Origin of the sequence: Enterococcus sp. LX10 (assembly GCF_023539285.1) — a bacterium.
In the GTDB taxonomy this organism is placed as follows: Bacteria; Bacillota; Bacilli; order Lactobacillales; family Enterococcaceae; genus Enterococcus; species Enterococcus faecalis.
In genome coordinates, this window is the sequence record NZ_CP092784.1 from 756,790 (window position 1) to 773,697 (window position 16,908).

At 37.6% G+C, this 16,908-nt stretch carries 12 protein-coding genes and 1 tRNA gene; 9 read left to right on the forward strand and 4 right to left on the reverse strand.

Features of this window, described 5'->3' with window-relative positions:
• Positions 1-21 precede the first annotated feature (21 nt).
• The 3 genes from MKZ30_RS03680 (at position 22) to MKZ30_RS03690 (ending at position 1,976) form a co-directional block, all read left to right on the forward strand.
• Entirely contained in the window at positions 22-1,215 is a 1,194-nt protein-coding gene (locus MKZ30_RS03680; protein WP_033600704.1) for a GNAT family N-acetyltransferase, read from the forward strand.
• A gap of 320 nt (positions 1,216-1,535) precedes the next feature.
• Positions 1,536-1,609 (forward strand) — tRNA-Arg (locus tag MKZ30_RS03685).
• A gap of 34 nt (positions 1,610-1,643) precedes the next feature.
• Complete coding sequence (locus MKZ30_RS03690; protein ID WP_002358903.1) at positions 1,644-1,976, forward strand: putative quinol monooxygenase; 333 nt, start codon at positions 1,644-1,646, stop codon at positions 1,974-1,976.
• A 113-nt stretch (positions 1,977-2,089) separates the two neighbouring features.
• Here the strand turns inward: MKZ30_RS03690 and ppdK are convergent, their stop codons facing one another.
• On the reverse strand, positions 2,090-4,735 hold the full coding sequence (gene ppdK, locus MKZ30_RS03695; protein WP_002383423.1) for a pyruvate, phosphate dikinase: 2,646 nt from the start codon (positions 4,733-4,735) through the stop codon (positions 2,090-2,092).
• Positions 4,736-4,904: 169 nt separating this feature from the next.
• Here ppdK and MKZ30_RS03700 point away from each other — a divergent pair, with 169 nt between their 5' ends.
• Both MKZ30_RS03700 and MKZ30_RS03705 read left to right on the forward strand, forming a co-directional pair.
• A complete protein-coding gene (locus MKZ30_RS03700) occupies positions 4,905-5,534 on the forward strand; it encodes a helix-turn-helix transcriptional regulator (protein ID WP_002355926.1) in 630 nt (209 codons plus the stop codon).
• A gap of 12 nt (positions 5,535-5,546) precedes the next feature.
• Positions 5,547-6,359, forward strand: coding sequence for a pyruvate, water dikinase regulatory protein (locus MKZ30_RS03705; protein WP_002383425.1), 813 nt, complete (start codon positions 5,547-5,549; stop codon positions 6,357-6,359).
• A gap of 70 nt (positions 6,360-6,429) precedes the next feature.
• Here the strand turns inward: MKZ30_RS03705 and mprF are convergent, their stop codons facing one another.
• Both mprF and MKZ30_RS03715 read right to left on the reverse strand, forming a co-directional pair.
• Positions 6,430-8,961 carry a bifunctional lysylphosphatidylglycerol flippase/synthetase MprF gene (mprF, locus tag MKZ30_RS03710; protein ID WP_002358907.1) on the reverse strand — a complete coding sequence of 844 codons (2,532 nt, stop codon included), beginning with the start codon at positions 8,959-8,961 and terminating at the stop codon, positions 6,430-6,432.
• Positions 8,958-9,692 carry an alpha/beta fold hydrolase gene (locus MKZ30_RS03715; protein ID WP_002358908.1) on the reverse strand — a complete coding sequence of 245 codons (735 nt, stop codon included), beginning with the start codon at positions 9,690-9,692 and terminating at the stop codon, positions 8,958-8,960. Before MKZ30_RS03715 ends, mprF begins: the two co-directional genes overlap by 4 nt.
• Before the next feature lie 176 nt (positions 9,693-9,868).
• On the opposite strand from MKZ30_RS03715, the gene MKZ30_RS03720 reads away from it, so the two are divergent.
• The 3 genes from MKZ30_RS03720 to MKZ30_RS03730 are packed head-to-tail and all read left to right on the forward strand — an operon-like array spanning position 9,869 to position 12,204.
• Positions 9,869-10,453 (forward strand): hypothetical protein, encoded by a 585-nt coding sequence (locus tag MKZ30_RS03720; RefSeq protein ID WP_249958783.1) that lies wholly within the window; start codon positions 9,869-9,871, stop codon positions 10,451-10,453.
• A 22-nt stretch (positions 10,454-10,475) separates the two neighbouring features.
• Positions 10,476-11,531 (forward strand): endonuclease/exonuclease/phosphatase family protein, encoded by a 1,056-nt coding sequence (locus tag MKZ30_RS03725; RefSeq protein WP_002387048.1) that lies wholly within the window; start codon positions 10,476-10,478, stop codon positions 11,529-11,531.
• 16 nt (positions 11,532-11,547) lie between these two features.
• A complete protein-coding gene (locus tag MKZ30_RS03730; RefSeq protein WP_002379209.1) occupies positions 11,548-12,204 on the forward strand; it encodes a 5'-methylthioadenosine/S-adenosylhomocysteine nucleosidase in 657 nt (218 codons plus the stop codon).
• 103 nt (positions 12,205-12,307) lie between these two features.
• On the opposite strand, the gene MKZ30_RS03735 is transcribed toward MKZ30_RS03730, so the two are convergent.
• On the reverse strand, positions 12,308-14,545 hold the full coding sequence (locus MKZ30_RS03735; protein ID WP_002383429.1) for an ATP-binding cassette domain-containing protein: 2,238 nt from the start codon (positions 14,543-14,545) through the stop codon (positions 12,308-12,310).
• Between the two features lie 162 nt (positions 14,546-14,707).
• On the opposite strand from MKZ30_RS03735, the gene MKZ30_RS03740 reads away from it, so the two are divergent.
• Positions 14,708-16,894, forward strand: a complete 2,187-nt coding sequence (locus tag MKZ30_RS03740) for a lipoamidase (protein ID WP_033600703.1) — start codon at positions 14,708-14,710, stop codon at positions 16,892-16,894.
• Positions 16,895-16,908: the final 14 nt, after the last annotated feature.

Consider the following 16,908-nt stretch of genomic DNA (forward strand, 5'->3'; position numbering starts at 1 on the left):
AATGTGCGAGGAGGAAAGAAAATGACAACTAAAAGAGTCAAAAAAATGGGCAAAGAAGAAATGAAAGAGATGTTTGATCTTGTCATCTATGCTTTTAATCAGGAACCCACGGCGGAACGCCAAGAACGTTTTGAAAAATTGTTGTCACATACGCAAAGCTATGGCTTCCTAATTGATGAGCAATTAACAAGTCAAGTGATGGCGACACCTTTTCAAGTGAATTTCCATGGTGTCCGCTATCCCATGGCTGGAATTGGCTATGTGGCTTCTTATCCAGAATATCGTGGTGAAGGCGGCATCTCTGCTATTATGAAAGAAATGTTGGCTGATTTAGCGAAACAAAAGGTTGCCCTTTCTTACTTAGCACCGTTTTCATATCCATTTTATCGTCAATATGGCTATGAACAAACATTTGAACAAGTGGAGTATACAATTAAAACGGAAGATTGGCCACGTGTTAAAAGAGTTCCAGGTACCATTAAACGAGTTTCTTGGGCTGACGGTAAAGAGGTCATTAAAGACGTATACCTTGAAAATCAAAGAGCGCACTCTGGTGGTGTGATCCGTGAAACTTGGTGGCTGGATTATACGCTGAATCGTGCAAGTAAACCAAATAATCAAGCGATTTATTATTCGTCAGAAGGGAAAGCGGAAGGCTATGTGATTTATCGGATAGCTGCTGGCACCTTTGAAATCGTAGAATGGAACTATTTAACTAATACAGCTTTTAAAGCTTTAGCTGGGTTTATTGGCTCACATAGTGGTTCCGTTCAATCGTTCCATTGGATTAATGGTTTTGCTGGAAAAGATTTAAATGATTTAATGCCAACGCCAGCAGCTTCTGTAAAAATTTTACCTTACATGATGGCACGAATCGTTGAGTTACAAACATTTCTGGAAAAGTATCCATTTCAATCAGGAGAAAAAGAAACGTATTCTTTAGAGATTGAAGATTCCTATGGGCCATGGAATGAAGGCATTTGGACAATCACAATTGACGAACAAGGAAAAGCAACAGTGACTAAAGGTGCTGCGGAAAAAGAAGGGACTGCTGCTTTGAAAGCAGATATCCAAACGTGGACGCAACTATTCTTGGGCTATCGTTCAGCAGAAACGTTATCTTTTTATGAACGCTTGCAAGGAGACGCAACGACAGTTCAACGTTTAGGCCAACGTTTAGTCAAAGGCATGCCAATTTTAGAAGATTATTTTTAAAAGTGTGTTTATTCGCAAAAAATGACAGAACCTACTATAATAAAAATGTAAAAAGAATTATTTTAGAAAGGTGATGGGGACAATGGCGAAAACGAAACAAGAAAAAGTTGCACGCAATAATAAAATTGGGCAATATATAGCTATTGCGACAGGACTTTATTATTTAGGAAAAATGATTCTTGATCGGCGGCAAAAAAAATAATAGATAAAAGAACGACGTGTTTCACTGAAAGAAAGTATCTCGCATAATTGTTTATGCGGGATACTTTCTTTTTGTCTATTGACAGATGTAGTGAAGACTTCTAAAATTAAAACAGATTGTTCTCGTAGCTCAGTAGGATAGAGCAACCGCCTCCTAAGCGGTAGGTCGCTGGTTCAATTCCAGTCGGGAACGTAAAAAGGCAAGTAAATTTAGGGGGGGAAGACAGATGGCGATTACTATAAATATTTATTATAGTGGGACAAATGGACGTGCAAGAGAATTTGCCAAAGAAATGATTGCCAGCGGAATTGTAGAGGCGATTCGTGCAGAAAAAGGGAATAGTCGCTATGAATACTTTTTTCCAATGGACGATGAAGAAACAGTTCTGCTAATTGATAGTTGGACAGATCAGGAAGCATTAGACAAACACCACGCTTCTCCAATGATGACCCGTATTACGGAACTTAGAGAAAAATATGATTTGCATATGAAAGTAGAAAGATATGTATCAGATGTAACAGACCCCTTGACAAAAGATGCTGCGTTTATAAGAAAATAACCAGAGTGCAATCATTGATCTTAAAATTTAGTGCTAGGAACATCAATCGTTTCGACTGATGTTCCTAGCACTTTTTATCTTGTAAGGATGAATCATTTGTTACACACGTTAAATTAAAGAAGGACCATTTGTTCTTCAGTCACAGCCGGTTCGGTTAAAATTTTGGCTTGGGCAGCTGCGAGTTTCGCAATAGGTACCCGATAAGGTGAGCAAGAGATGTAGTTTAGGCCAAGTGTTTGGAAAAACGTGATGGATTGCGGATCACCACCGACTTCTCCACATACGCCAATACTCATGTTTGGTTTAGTGCGACGCGCTTTCTCTACAGCTAATTGAATCAGTTGACCAACACCTGTTTGATCTAGTGATTGAAACGGATCTTGGGTAATGATTTTCTTTTCCCGATACGTATTAATGAATTTACCGATATCATCACGAGAAAAGCCATAGGTCATTTGTGTTAAATCATTTGTTCCAAAGCTGAAAAAGTCTGCTTCTTCTGCTAACTGATCCGCAATCAGACAAGCTCTAGGTAGTTCAATCATTGTCCCGATTTCGTAAGGGAAAGGAGTCATTTTATGTTCTTCAAAGAGACCGTCAATCGTTTCTTTTAAAATGCGTTTGAGATAGAGAAGTTCTTCTTTTTCGGCGATTAGAGGAATCATCACTTCTGGATAAACAGTAATTCCTTCTTTGACTAATCGAATGGCACTAGTAAATAAGGCTGTAACTTGCATTTTGTATATTTGTGGTTGGGTCACACCTAAGCGACAACCACGATGGCCCAACATTGGATTGGTTTCTTGTAACCGTTCAATTTGTTTGGCGATGGTCACCGGGAACCGTTGTAGTTGCTTCGCCAATAATTGAATATCATTCTTTTCATGAGGTAAAAACTCATGCATCGGCGGATCTAACAAGCGGACCACCATGGGCTTGTCTTGAACTACTTTCAGCATTTGATAAAAGTCTTCCTGTTGAAAATGAAGAAGTTGCTCCAACGCATAGGCTGCTTCCTTTTCAGACTCTGCTAAAATCAGGCGACGCATTTCCAAGACACGCTCTTCACCGAAAAACATATGCTCTGTTCGCGCTAAACCAATCCCCGCTGCGCCAAAACGGATAGCAGTCTCTAAATCTTGTGTAGTTTCTGCATTGGCACGAACAGTTAAATCAGCATACGCATCTGCCCAAGACAAGAGCTCTTGAAGGTCATCGTTATTATCAGCAGAAATTGTGGGAATTTCGCCAAGATAAATTTCCCCCGTTGAGCCATCGACGGAAATGATTGTTCCTTCTAAGATGACTTGTGGACCGCAGTGTAGTTGTTTGGTTTCTTCATTGACGGTTAAACTTTCACAACCAGTCACACAGCAAGTTCCCATTCCTCGTGCGACCACAGCGGCATGAGAAGTCATTCCGCCACGACTGGTCACAATTGCTTCGCTTACAACCATGCCTTCAATATCTTCTGGTGAAGTTTCTTGACGAACAAGAATGACTTTCTTTCCTAGATTGGTCAGTTCTTTGGCTTTTTCTGCTGTAAAAACAATTTGGCCACTTGCTGCACCAGGACTAGCAGGAAGTCCCATAGCTAAGCGTTCCATGTGTTGTCGTTTCTCTTGATCAAACACGGGATGAATTAATTGATCAATCGTATCAGGTGTCACACGCAACAGTGCTTCTTGTTTAGTAATACGATTTTCTTTGGCTAAGTCTAAAGCAATTTTAACCGTAGCTGCGGCGGTTCGTTTTCCGTTTCTTGTTTGTAAAATATATAATTTTTCATTTTCAATGGTAAATTCAATATCTTGCATGTCACGATAATGATATTCTAAAAGTTCTGCGTAATGGCGAAAATCTTGATAAACTTTTGGCATAGTCAAACGTAAACGACGAATGGGTTCTGGCGTCCGAATACCAGCCACTACATCTTCTCCTTGCGCGTTCAAAAGAAACTCTCCAAACAGTTGATTTTCCCCTGTGACCGGATTTCTAGTAAAAACAACGCCAGTGCCACTGTCTAGTCCACGATTGCCGAAAACCATTTCTTGAATGTTGACAGCTGTACCTAAATCATGTGCAATATGATGTAAGTTTCGATAAACCACCGCACGTTGATTATTCCATGAATCAAAAACAGCTTTGATTGCTTCAAAAAGTTGTGCGACAGGGTCTTGCGGGAAGACCACCTGATGTTGTTCAAAAACTTCTTGGTAGCGGACAATCAAGGCGAAATGATCTTCTTCTTGAAAAGCGGTAATTTTTTTGTTGAGCTCTTGTTCCAAGCGCTCTTTTTGTTGGTCAAATAATTCTTTGGGAATGTGATAGACGACGTCTCCAAACATTTGAATAAGTCGGCGATAACAATCAAAAGCAAAACCAGGAGAGGTTAAGGTCGCAAATTTTTTCACACGTTGATCATTTAAACCCAAATTTAAAATAGTATCCATCATACCAGGCATCGAGAAGGCAGCACCACTGCGAACAGAAACTAAGAGAATCTCATTATCCGCGGTAAAAGATTTGCCTGTTTCAGTTTCTAAGTTTTTAACCGCTTTCAAAATTTCTGATTGTAAGTATTCTTCAAAGAAAGTAGCATCTGCCAAATAGTCCATACAGCAACGGGTTGTAATCGTGAATCCTTGCGGAATCGGCAAACCTAAGCGTGTCATTTCTGCCAAGTTCGCCCCTTTACCACCAAGAGTCTCTTTACCTTCATTGTGTGTTTCGTTAAAAGAATAAATAAACTTTTTCATGCGTGACCTCCGTTTAATATGTGTCTTATATGTTCAATAAACATCATAATAGACGGAAATAAGTTTGTCAATAGAAAAAGTTTCTTGTCAATATGTTGAAAAAACAATAAATATGTGTATAATTGTAAGCGAATGCACAATTTGTTTAAGAGGAATTGAGGAGGAAATGATGAAATTAAGTAAACGACAAGAGCAAATTATCGCTGTTGTAAAAGAGCATCAGCCAGTTAGTGGTGAACGCATTTCGGACATACTAGCCGTTTCACGTGCGACATTGCGTTCTGATTTGTCTTTTTTAACACTTTCAGGAATTTTAAAAGCAAGTCCGAAAGTTGGTTATACTTACGAAAGTGATAACATGGAGGCTTTTTTCTTTTTTGACGTTTTTCAAACAAAAGTTCAGGAGATCATGAGTCCACCATTGATGGTTGCCCAAGACACCTCAATTCGAGATGCGATTACCAACTTGTTTATGTATGATGTCGGTTCTCTTTATGTCATGGATGAAGCAAAAGAATTATTAGGGGTTTTGTCACGAAAAGATTTATTACGAGCCTCTTTAAATACAAATATTGATGGCACACCTGTTGCTGTTTGTATGACAAGAGTGCCACATGTGAAAACCTGCACACCAGAATTTACTATTCTTGAAGCTGCTGACACTTTGCAAAAATACGAAGTGGATTCTTTGCCAGTCGTTGAAAAAGAAAATCCTAAAAAAGTTATTGGAAAAATTACGAAAACGAAAATTTTAACCTATATTACGCAACAAGCGAAAGAAGCCGCACAAAATAGATAAGGGAGCTTAATTATGAAAAAAGAGATCATTGTTTATACTATTTCCGATTCACTTGGAGAAACATCACAAAAATTGTTAGCTGCAGCAAGCGCACAATATCCAGATATTTCTTTTCTTAATCGATACAATTTTTCTTTTGTCACAACAGAAGAAGAATTATTAGAGATTTTAAAAGATGCCTTAAAAGATAAAGCCTTAGTTGTCAGTACATTAGTCAGTAAACAACTAATCACAGCGGCGAAAGAATTTAGTGAACGAACAGGGTTGTTATATTTAGATTTAATGGCGCCATTTTTTGAATTAATTCAAGCGAAAGCCGGAGTAGATCCTATTGAAGAGCCTGGACGACGCCACCAACTAGATCGTGCCTATTTTGATAAAATCTCAGCGATTGAATTTGCTGTAAAATATGATGATGGCAAAAATCCTCAAGGGTTTCTTAATTCTGATATATTGTTGTTAGGCGTTTCGCGGACCTCAAAAACGCCAGTCAGTATGTATTTAGCAAATCAAGGCTACCGCGTTTCTAACTTACCATTAATTCCAGAAGTTCCATTGCCGCCAATTTTGGAAGAAATGGATCCACAAAAAATGATTGGTTTAGTTTGTTCGCCAGAAACATTAGGACAGATTCGTAGCAGTCGGTTGGCTTCCTTAGGTTTAGGTAATGAGACCAGTTATACCAATGTTGAACGGATTGAACAAGAATTAGCCTATGCCGAAGAAATTTTTGCGAAGTATGGTATCCCAGTGATTGATGTAACCGCAAAATCTGTCGAAGAAACAGCCTTTTTGATTAAAGAAAAACTAGATGAAAGAAATTAAAAAGCTTGGCAACCTCACTAAATTTCAGTGAAGTTGCCAAGCTTTTTATACTTAATTGGGATTCTTTTTATTAGTCAATATTTTTTTGATCGACAATGAGTAAAGCGATCATCACGTAGACAATCCAACTACTTTTAGAATAAAGTGTATAGCGGGGTTGCCATTTGCTAGCAAATTTTTCCTTGTATTCGCGTAATCCTTGGAAGGAGTAAATTTCTGAACCAAATTCATAAATTAACGCAGCAATCCGTTCTTGAATAAAACTTTTTCTTGATTGACCAACGTTTGCTAACGGAGCCATCCCTAAATTGAAATAATGAATATTTTCTGTTTTCATATATTCAAATAAATGAATAAATAGGAAATCCATACTTCCAGAAGGGGCTTTTTCTTTATGGTGACGCATCAAGTCAATGGTACCAACTTCATTTGTGTAACTAGGAATGATATTAGCGAAAGAGACCATTTCTCCTTCAGCATTTCGGACAACAGCAATTGGGTTTCTTTGAAGATACGCTTCATCGAAAAATCCTAGTGAAAAGCCTTTTTCTTTTCGATTGTCTAACCAACTATCCGAAATAGCTTTTAATTCGTGCATTTGTTCGGCACTAAAAGGAGGTTGGAGTACGTCAAATGAATAGCCGGCTTTGGTAATTTTATTAAACACTGCGCGGGTACCTTTGAATTTTTTCCCAGACATCGTAAATGTTTCTAGATTAACTAAGGCTTCTTCGCCCATTTTGATAAATTCGTAGCCGTATTCGTGTAGTAACATCACGCTGTCCTCATTGGTTTCGTAAAAGACGGGTACATAGCCGAAACGATCTGTTTCTTTAAGGAATGCATCAATCGCCGCAGGAAAATCTTCTTTGTTCCCAGAAGGGTTGCCCATCACAACGCATTTATTATTAATGGTGTTGAATTGTAAAAAGACAGTCGGTTCTTCTTTGGGATATAAGAAAACCTGTTTATCATGAAGAAAGACAAGTTCACTATCAATATTCCCGCCATAAGTTGTTAAGATATTATGCAAGATACTATCTTCTGGAAACTCACCAACTTGGTGTTTTTTCCCTTGGAGGTAGCGAACAAATAGAAAGTTAAAACTCATAACTAAGAGGATAGCGATAAATCCTGACAACCAGATCCGTTCGGAAGGGAACAAGAAAAATTCCACAAAATGATGACGATGGTGTGGGAAGTTCGGTAAATTATAAACACCAATGACTAGGTATAATAAGGTCAACAAGCCAAAGATAAACCCATCAATCGTCATCCACTCCCAAGAGTAAACCAGTTGTTCACGGTACAATTCTGATTTTGAAAAAATAACGATAAATAATAAAATAGCTAAATAGAAAATGGAAAACATACTAAAGTCAACAACAAATGAATACAAGATAGCACCAATTAATAAAATAATCGTTGGATAATAGGCTCTTTTAACACGATCAGCAATCCCACGTCCCATAATTAATAATGCAAAGCCTAAAACAATACTCGGAATTTGAATAATAATATGTGAACGGAAGGGGTTAATATCTCTTAACCAATGCACTTGAGTGAAGGCTTCTGGAATAGTGGCTAGGAGCACCATCATAATTCCTGAAAAATAAAGTAAAACCACTTCCAATTTGTGGGCAATTTCCAAAGTAATTTGTTTCAGTAATTGTCGATAATGAGTATCCAATTTTTGGCTTAAGTGTTTTGTAAAGAACAAACAGCCAATTAAGAAAGGGATAATATAATAGAATAAACGATAGAGCAATAACCACAAAACAATAATTTCACGATCGACACCTAAGTTGCTCAGTCCTAAAATCATCATGACATCAAAACTACCTAAAGCCCCTGGAATCATCGAAGCAATCCCAATAATCGAAGCTGCTACATATAAAGGAACAATATCAATTAAAGGAATCGGTACATCTAATAAGTAACCAATACTGATAAAGGTAATTAAAACACCTGTCCATTCTAAAAACGAAGAAACAACTAGAGATAAGCGATTTTTTGCATCGAGGTTACCAAAGGAACTATTTTTTTGGAAATGTAAAATAAGATAAAGTAATGGGAAATAAAGACCGCCACCTAATAACCAAATCCAATATTGCTGTAAATAAGCCATCTTTGGATCAAACTGAACAAGGAAAAAGCAAAGAATACTATAAATAGATAGACCGGATAACACAAAAAGTAAAATATGGGTTAACGCAGGTAAAATTTTCTTTTCCTCTGTTTTATTTCCATAAAATTCAGAACGAAGTCCCATGCTGACCAAACCACCGAATCCACCAATATTATTGATTGTATTGACAATCCAGCTAGATTCAAGGAGTTCCCGTTTTGAGACTTTCAAGTTTAAAATGCGATTTAATGTTAAGTCATAATTTAGCATCGGAGTAACGGAAACTAAACCGATAACCATCATCAATAACAATTTCCATAGCGGGATCTCATCAAAAATCTGTTTTAACTGTTCAAATGAGATCGTTTTACCAATTGATAAAAGTTGGGCAACAACAATAATTGAGACCGCAATAACAAACAGTGTTTTTAGTAATCCTGTATGCGTTTTGATCCAATGAATAATTTGTTTCATTTAGACACCTTCATTTCCTTTAAGAATTTTTCGATTGTTTTATTAAAAATATCTGGTGAGTTTTTGGCAAATAAATGACCTTGTTTATTTACCAAGACCAATTTGCCAGCAGGAATGGCATCAGCAATCGCCCGTGAATGGGAAAGCGCAATTAAATCTCGACTGCCAGTAATAACAAGAGTAGGACAGGGGATGTGTTCTAAATCTTGTTTTGTCAGTCCAGTATCTTCAAATAACAGAGCCACGATAGGGAGCCGTGCGCGCAATTTTTTTGAAAAAAAGGCGCCAATACGACAAAACCAATATTGAAAATAAGTGGCAATCGTTACATATTTTTTTAGACCAGACATGGTGACATTTCCAGAATTTAAGACGAGTTTGTTGACGAAATCAGGATATAAATGGGTAAAAACCATGGCAATATTTGCTCCGTCACTAAAGCCCAATAAATTAATTTTTGTTAAGTGTTCTTGTTGAATAATACCAGCTAAATCTTCTGCCAAAAGCGGAAAAGTTAATTGACTTTGTGTATTGGTGGAACGTCCATGTCCGCGGGTATCCACCGCAATAACTTGATACTCCTTGGAGAAATAAGAAATTTGATAATTAAAAAAAGTATGATCATTGCCATTACCATGAAGTAACACAAGGGGGTAATTTGTTTCTTTGCCAAAAATTTGATAAAAAATTTGACTGCCATCTATTGTTTGAAAATATTTTTCTATTGCCATTCTCCGTCACCTATCTCATCTATAATCAATCGAGTCCTCTCTCATTATAGAGTCTTTTGTCTTTTTTTTGTAATAAAAAACAGAAAATTTTCCGAACAGTTTTGTAAGGTGTTGTAATATAGTGTGATATAGTAGAAGATAGCCACCTAAAAATTAGACTAGAGGAGGGAAAGTTGATGTCTTTAATCGTTTTAATTGGTGCCCGAGCTGTCGGGAAAATGACCGTTGGCAAGGCTTTAGAAAAGCAGTTAGATGCTAAATTACTATTTAATCATCAAACCATTGACTTATTTGCAAACTATCTTGGGTATACGGAACGTGCGTTTCAATTGTCTGATTCCGTTAGAAAGGAACTTTTTCATGCCTTTGTAGAAAATCCAGCCACAAATACAACAAAAAACATTATTTTTACAGTGGTGATTGCTTTTGATCAAGAACAGGATTTTCAATTTTTAGAAGAAATATCAGAAATTTTTCTTAGTAAACATGAGTCCGTTTATTTCGTTGAACTCGTCTCTTCAACAGAAATCCGCCTAGAACGGAATGTTCATCCAGAGCGGCTAGAGGCAAAACCTTCAAAACGCGATGTCGACTTTTCTCGAAAAGAATTACTCAATACCTTCAAAGAACATCGATTAGTAAGCCACGAAGGTGAACTAGAAGGTACATTTCCAAATGTAAAAATAACGAAAATAAATAATTCAAACATGACACCAGAAGAAGTAGCAACGAAGATAATTGCTACTTTTGGTTTGACATAATGTGAAAGGAACATCGGAATCAATGAAAAAGTTTTTTAAATATCTCGGTAGCTTGATGGTCCTTCTTTTAAGCATAGCTTTAATTTTGATAGGATATTTAACCTTCCGAGAGTTTCGACCACGAGCGGTTGAACCAGTTGCTATAAATAAACAATTTTCAGAGCAAACCATCGAAAAAAAGCAATCCATTTCTTTAGTCACGTATAACATAGGCTATGCTGGCCTAGGACAAACAGAAGATTTTTTTATGGACGGTGGCAAAACTGTCCAACCAGTTAATAAGGCAATGGTCCAACAGAATTTAACAGGCATTGAAGAAACCTTGAAAGAATTACCAGCGATGATTTACTTATTCCAAGAAGTCGATCGTCGCTCGCAACGTTCTTATGAAGTCAATCAAGAGGAAGAATTACAAAAACAGCTACAGCTGAACAGCGCATTTGCTTATAATTTTAAGGTAGATTATGTGCCCATTCCTTGGCCGCCGATTGGACGAGTAGAAAGTGGTTTATTAACATTATCAAATGAAAAAATAACAGAGGCCAAACGCATTGCTTTACCCAATCCCTTTCGTTGGCCCGTTAGCATTAGTAACTTAAAACGAGCACTTCTAGAAACGCGCTTTCCAATTAAAGGCACAGACAAAGAATTAGTGGTTTTTAACTTACATTTGGAAGCCTATGACAATGGGGAAGGGAAGATTGCTCAAAGCAAAAAGTTAGCTGACGTATTATCCCAAGAATACGCTAAAGGAAACTATGTAATTGCTGGAGGTGACTTTAATCAAGTTTTCAAAGGCAGTCATCGATATCCTGACTTAGGGGAAGCTGGTTGGGTACCAGGAGAAATTGATCCAGCAGACTTACCTAAACATTTTTCACTTGCTTATGATGATCAACAACCGACTGTGCGGGTGCTTAATAAGCCTTACACTGGCTCTTATGAAACATCCCAAGTGTATGTAATTGATGGTTTTATTGTTTCTGATAATGTGGCTGTTCATAGCGTGAAAACAAAGGACGAACAATTTAAATATACAGATCACCAACCTGTGAAGATGGAAGTTGGGTTGAAATAGAAAAAGGAGGAGATAGATGAAATTAGGGGTTATTGCCGCAATGGATTTAGAGCTTCAAAAATTATTGGAATATTTTCCACCACAACGAAAGATACAGCTAGCAAAAAATACATTTTATATTTATGAACAAAAAACATCGCAAGTCATTATGGTTTGTGCAGGACAAGGAAAGACGAATGCTACGCTATATAGTCAAATACTTATTGATTCATTTCAAATAGAACAACTAATTAATATCGGTATTTGTGGCTGTTTAAATGAAAAACTGCAACTCTTTGAGATGGTGCTAGGTGAGGAATACTGCCATTACGATATTCGTGAAAGACAGTCAATCAATAAATTTCCTTATCAGCTGTACTATAAAGGAGATAAAGGAATGCTGGCCGAACTTCAACATCTAGATGAAAAGATAAAGTGTGTTCGTTTTGGAACTGGAGAAGGCTTCGTTTGTGACACAACTGAAAAAAGAAACTTAATTGAACAATTCTCTATTGACTGTGTGGATATGGAATCCGCAGCTATTGCACAATGCTGCTTTTTAAATGATTGTGCTTTTGTTTCTATAAGAATTATTTGCGATAGAGCGGATGCTAACGCAGTCAAAGTAACAGAAGATACACAAACACAGGCAATGGAAAAAGTATTTGAATTGGTCTGTGCATATATAAATTAAAAAAGAAAGAGCTTGGAACAAAAATCCAGAAAGATTTTTGTTCCAAGCTTAAAAAGTAATATAGGTTGGGGATAAAAGTAACATTGTTATTGTTCCAATTATTTTATAGATAGCCTTTAGTAATAGAATGAGTGGAATTTAGCATATTTGCTGGGGTTCCTGTAAAAAGAAGCTGTCCGCCATTTTCTCCACCTTCGGGACCTAGTTCAATCAACCAGTCGGCACTTTTAATCACATCAATGTGATGTTCTAATAAAATCAAGCTGTTTCCTTCTTCTACCATTCGATTGAAAAGTTGAAGACTTTGTTGGATATCAATTAAGTGTAAGCCATCTGTAGGTTCATCCATTAAATAGATAGCTTTTTTTTGGTGAAGTGTGTCTGCTAATTTTACCCTTTGCAATTCGCCACCAGATAATGTTGAGAGCGATTGATTGAGTTTAAGGTAGCTTAAGCCAACTTCCAGTAAATTTTTTAATGAAAGAGCAAAAGGCTGGTCTTTGAAAAAATCATAGCCATCTTTAACGCTTAAAGCTAGTACTTCAACGATATTTTTTCCGTTATACAGATAATGAAGCACCTCTTCTTTGTAACGCGTTCCGTGACAGGTTTCGCAAATACTAGTAACATCCTCCATAAAAGACATATCGGAGACAATTATGCCTTTCCCCTTGCAAGTAGGACAGGCGCCTTTGGAATTATAGCTAAATAAAGCTGGACTAACATGATTTTCTTCCGCAAACAGTTTGCGGACCTTATCAAAAATATTGAGATAGGTCATTGGTGTGGATCGTAAATTTGCGGTAATGCTTTTTTGTGAAAGATGAATAATTTCTTGGTTATCAGCTTGGGCTTTTTGATAAATTTCTTCCGCTAATGATGATTTACCTGAACCAGCGACCCCACAAATAACAGTCAAAACTCCTAACGGAACTTCGACAGATAGATTGTTTAAATTATGCAGTGTCGCATGTTCGATTGTTAAAGACTTCCTTGCTTTTCTTGGTTGGTCGTTTAAAGGGAGCGGCTCTTGAAGCGCTTGACTAGTCAAGGTTTTGGAGGCTAGAAATGCGTCATACGTTCCTGAAAACTGGACATGGCCACCATTTTCGCCTGCGAAAGGTCCTATATCGATGATAAAATCAGCTTCTCTAATTAATTGTGGATTGTGTTCCACCAGAACCACGGTGTTTCCTTTATTTTTTAAATTGAGCAACGCACGACTGATCCGTTCGATGTCCTTTGGATGTAAGCCAGCACTTGGTTCATCTAAAATATACATAATATCGTTTAAGGCGCTGTTTACATACTTAGCAATTTTAATCCGCTGTGCTTCACCACCAGAAAGTGTTTCAGTTGCTCGTCCTAATGTGAGGTAGGAGAGACCGATATTAATTAATGCTTCTAGACGTACAAGTAGCTCTTCTTGAATATTTTTTATTAAGGATAGGTCCATTGAACGAATAAAAGAATGTAATTCAGTGAGTGGCATGTCAACAGCATCAGCAATACTTTTCTGATTAATTTTGCAGCTACGAACACGTTCATTGACTCTACTTCCTAAACAATCAGGACATCTTTTTACGGTAACAAAGTGATTAAGGTATTTTTGATGACGTTTGCCTTCGTCTGTATGCAATATGCTACGTTGCATGCGCGGGACTATTCCTTCATACAAAGCTGTATGAGGCCACTCTTTGGGTGGATTAGCTAGTTTTTGTTGTGGAGCATATAAAAATAATGCTAACTCTTCAGGAGAATAGTCCTTGATTTTTTTATCCAAATCAAATAGACCACTATGGGCATAACGCTTCCACCGCCAGTTGCCAACTGTAAATGTGGGGAAATCGATAGGCCCTTCGTTTAATGATTTGTCATAATCAACTAGCTGATGAAGATTGATTTCGGTAATCTTTCCTAAGCCGTCGCATGTTGGACATTTTCCATCTGGATGATTAAACGAAAAAGTATCTGAATAACCAACAAATGGAGAACCTGCTCGTGAAAACAGCAAACGTAAAAACGTATAAATATCTGTATACGTTCCCACTGTCGAACGAGAATTACCTGCTACTTTTTTCTGGTCAATGACAATTGCAACAGGAAGATTCTCGATTTTTTCAACTTCTGGACGACCATATTTGGGTAAGTAATTTTGAACAAACGAACTAAATGTATCATTTAGTTCACGACGTGATTCAGCGGCTAATGTGTCAAATACTAAGGAGGACTTTCCTGAACCCGAAAGTCCAGTAACAACAGTTAGTTGCTTTTTAGGGATATTGACAGAGACATTCTTCAAATTATTTTGTGTTGCGTGCTTAATTTCAATCCATTCCATTAAAAAACCTCCGTTTCTATTCTATTTTAGCATATAAAAAGAACCTAGCCTAAAAGTTGAACATTGGAATTTTCAAGAGAACTTTACTTTTTAATCGCTTTCATTTATGCTATAAGTAATACAGATTTTTTTATCTGTATTAATAGATAAAGGATGTGACTTATGAAGAAGTCGATTTTGTTCAAAAAGTTAGGGATTATTTTATTAATTAGCCAAACACTGGTAGGGGTACCAATGTTGGCACAAGAAAGTATACTAGAAACAACCGTTCAAACAGAGACGGAATCAGTAACAACAGAAACCAGTCAGACTGTAGCTAATTTGGAATCTGAAACTACTAGCCAAACGGTGATGCAGGAAAAAGAATCCTCTTCGGCAATCGCCGAAAGCAGTAGCGGAAATGTGGTGGCAGTAACTACTGAAACCACAAATGAGATACAAAATAGTGATACAGATAGAAAAGCTGTTTCTGCAGAGAATGTTTTTTCAGAAGCAGATTATAAACAAGCAACTGCACTGGAGTTAGCAACTTTAGTAAGAGAAAAAAAGGTAACGAGCGAAGAATTAGTAAAAATTGCGTTGGCCATCACTAAACGTGAAAATCCTACATTAAATGCGGTCATTACTTTACGAGAAGAAGCGGCTTTGACAGAAGCAAAAGCTTTACAAGATACAGGTCAACCATTTCTAGGTGTGCCGCTCTTACTAAAAGGGTTAGGACAATCCTTGAAAGGTGAAAGCAACACGAACGGTTTTGGTTTTCTCCAAGATCAAGTAGCTGGTGGGACATCGACCTTTGTCAAAGCACTACAAAATGCTGGATTCATAATCATTGGTCAAACGAATTATCCAGAATTAGGTTGGAAGAATATTTCAGATTCAAAGTTATATGGCGTTTCCGTCAATCCATGGAATCCTAACCATTATTCAGGTGGTTCTTCAGGCGGAGCGGGTGCTAGTGTTGCCGCGGCATTTGTTCCCATTGCTTCTGGAAGTGATGCTGGTGGTTCTATCCGCATCCCTGCTTCTTGGACAGGCACCGTAGGCTTGAAACCTTCTAGAGGAGTAATCATTGGCAATTCTAATAGTGCAAAAGGTCAAACTGTTCACTTTGGTTTAAGTCGAACCGTGGCGGATACAAATGCATTGTTTGAAACCTTATTAACCAAAAAAGATCTTCCTGCGGGACATTTAAGTCAAGCGCAACCCATTGCTTATACAACAGAATCCCCTGCCGGAACGCCTGTAAGTGCCGAAGCAAAAGAGGCGGTCGCTGAAGCTGTTGCTTTTTTAAAAGACCAAGGGTACACATTGGTTGAAGTGAAGCACCCTGTTGATGGGGAACGTCTAATGAAAAATTATTATACTGTAGCTGCTGGCTCAGCAGGAATTGCCGATTTTATGGCGCGGCAGAAATTGAAAAGACCGCTTGAACGAAATGATGTAGAACTGTTAACATGGGCGCTTTTTCAAACAGGAAAAAATATAACGAGTGAAGAGACAACTGCGGCTTGGACAGATATTGCTTTACAAGCACAAGCGATGGACGAATTTTATCAACAGTATCCTATCTTATTAACACCAACGACAGCTGCCACCGCACCTAGTATTGATAATCCGTTACTAAAACCAGAACATGCAGCACAGATGGAAAAAATTGATCAATTGTCACCAGCAGAACAAAAACAATTGATTTATGACCAATGGCTGACGGCGTTCACATATACACCGTTTACACAACAAGCAAATTTATTTGGACATCCAGCATTAAGTGTGCCAACTTACGTTTCAAAAGAAGGACTGCCTTTGGGGATTCAATTTAATAGTGCATTAAATGAAGACCGAACATTGCTACAATTAGGCGCTTTATTTGAAAATAACCACAAGATAAATCAACCACATGTAGAAGAACCAGAAAAAGACAAAGAGCCAGATGCAAGTGGCGAACCAGATAAAGATAAAGAACCAGATGCAAGCGGCGAACCAGAAAAAGACAAAGAACCAGATGCAAGCGGCGAACCAGATAAAGGCAAAGAAACAAAAACAAGTGAAGGACCAATCGAAGGAAAAGATCAAAACCAAAACCAAAACCCAGACAAAGCTGGAAAAACTACTAGTGAGTCATCCTTAAATAATTCGCTGAATTCATCAGCAAATCAGGGAACCAAATCAACAGAAAGTACGCATGCTTTTTCTAATAAAAGTATGATTGGGAAACAAGAACAGCTTCCTAAAAAAGTATTACCAAAAGCAGGTGCAGAAGTACCTAGTACTTTCTGGATTGTTTTAGGAGGAGCTTTCTTAGTAACGAGTGGAATGATTTATATAAGGAAAACTAGAAAACGATAACCAGTGAAGGCTGG

Coding starts and splice junctions, on each gene's coding strand:
- MKZ30_RS03680 (WP_033600704.1), top strand. CDS start 22: ATGACAACTAAAAGAGTCAAAAAAATGGGCAAAGAAGAAATGAAAGAG.
- MKZ30_RS03690 (WP_002358903.1), top strand. CDS start 1,644: ATGGCGATTACTATAAATATTTATTATAGTGGGACAAATGGACGTGCA.
- ppdK (WP_002383423.1), bottom strand. CDS start 4,735: ATGAAAAAGTTTATTTATTCTTTTAACGAAACACACAATGAAGGTAAA.
- MKZ30_RS03700 (WP_002355926.1), top strand. CDS start 4,905: ATGAAATTAAGTAAACGACAAGAGCAAATTATCGCTGTTGTAAAAGAG.
- MKZ30_RS03705 (WP_002383425.1), top strand. CDS start 5,547: ATGAAAAAAGAGATCATTGTTTATACTATTTCCGATTCACTTGGAGAA.
- mprF (WP_002358907.1), bottom strand. CDS start 8,961: ATGAAACAAATTATTCATTGGATCAAAACGCATACAGGATTACTAAAA.
- MKZ30_RS03715 (WP_002358908.1), bottom strand. CDS start 9,692: ATGGCAATAGAAAAATATTTTCAAACAATAGATGGCAGTCAAATTTTT.
- MKZ30_RS03720 (WP_249958783.1), top strand. CDS start 9,869: ATGTCTTTAATCGTTTTAATTGGTGCCCGAGCTGTCGGGAAAATGACC.
- MKZ30_RS03725 (WP_002387048.1), top strand. CDS start 10,476: ATGAAAAAGTTTTTTAAATATCTCGGTAGCTTGATGGTCCTTCTTTTA.
- MKZ30_RS03730 (WP_002379209.1), top strand. CDS start 11,548: ATGAAATTAGGGGTTATTGCCGCAATGGATTTAGAGCTTCAAAAATTA.
- MKZ30_RS03735 (WP_002383429.1), bottom strand. CDS start 14,545: ATGGAATGGATTGAAATTAAGCACGCAACACAAAATAATTTGAAGAAT.
- MKZ30_RS03740 (WP_033600703.1), top strand. CDS start 14,708: ATGAAGAAGTCGATTTTGTTCAAAAAGTTAGGGATTATTTTATTAATT.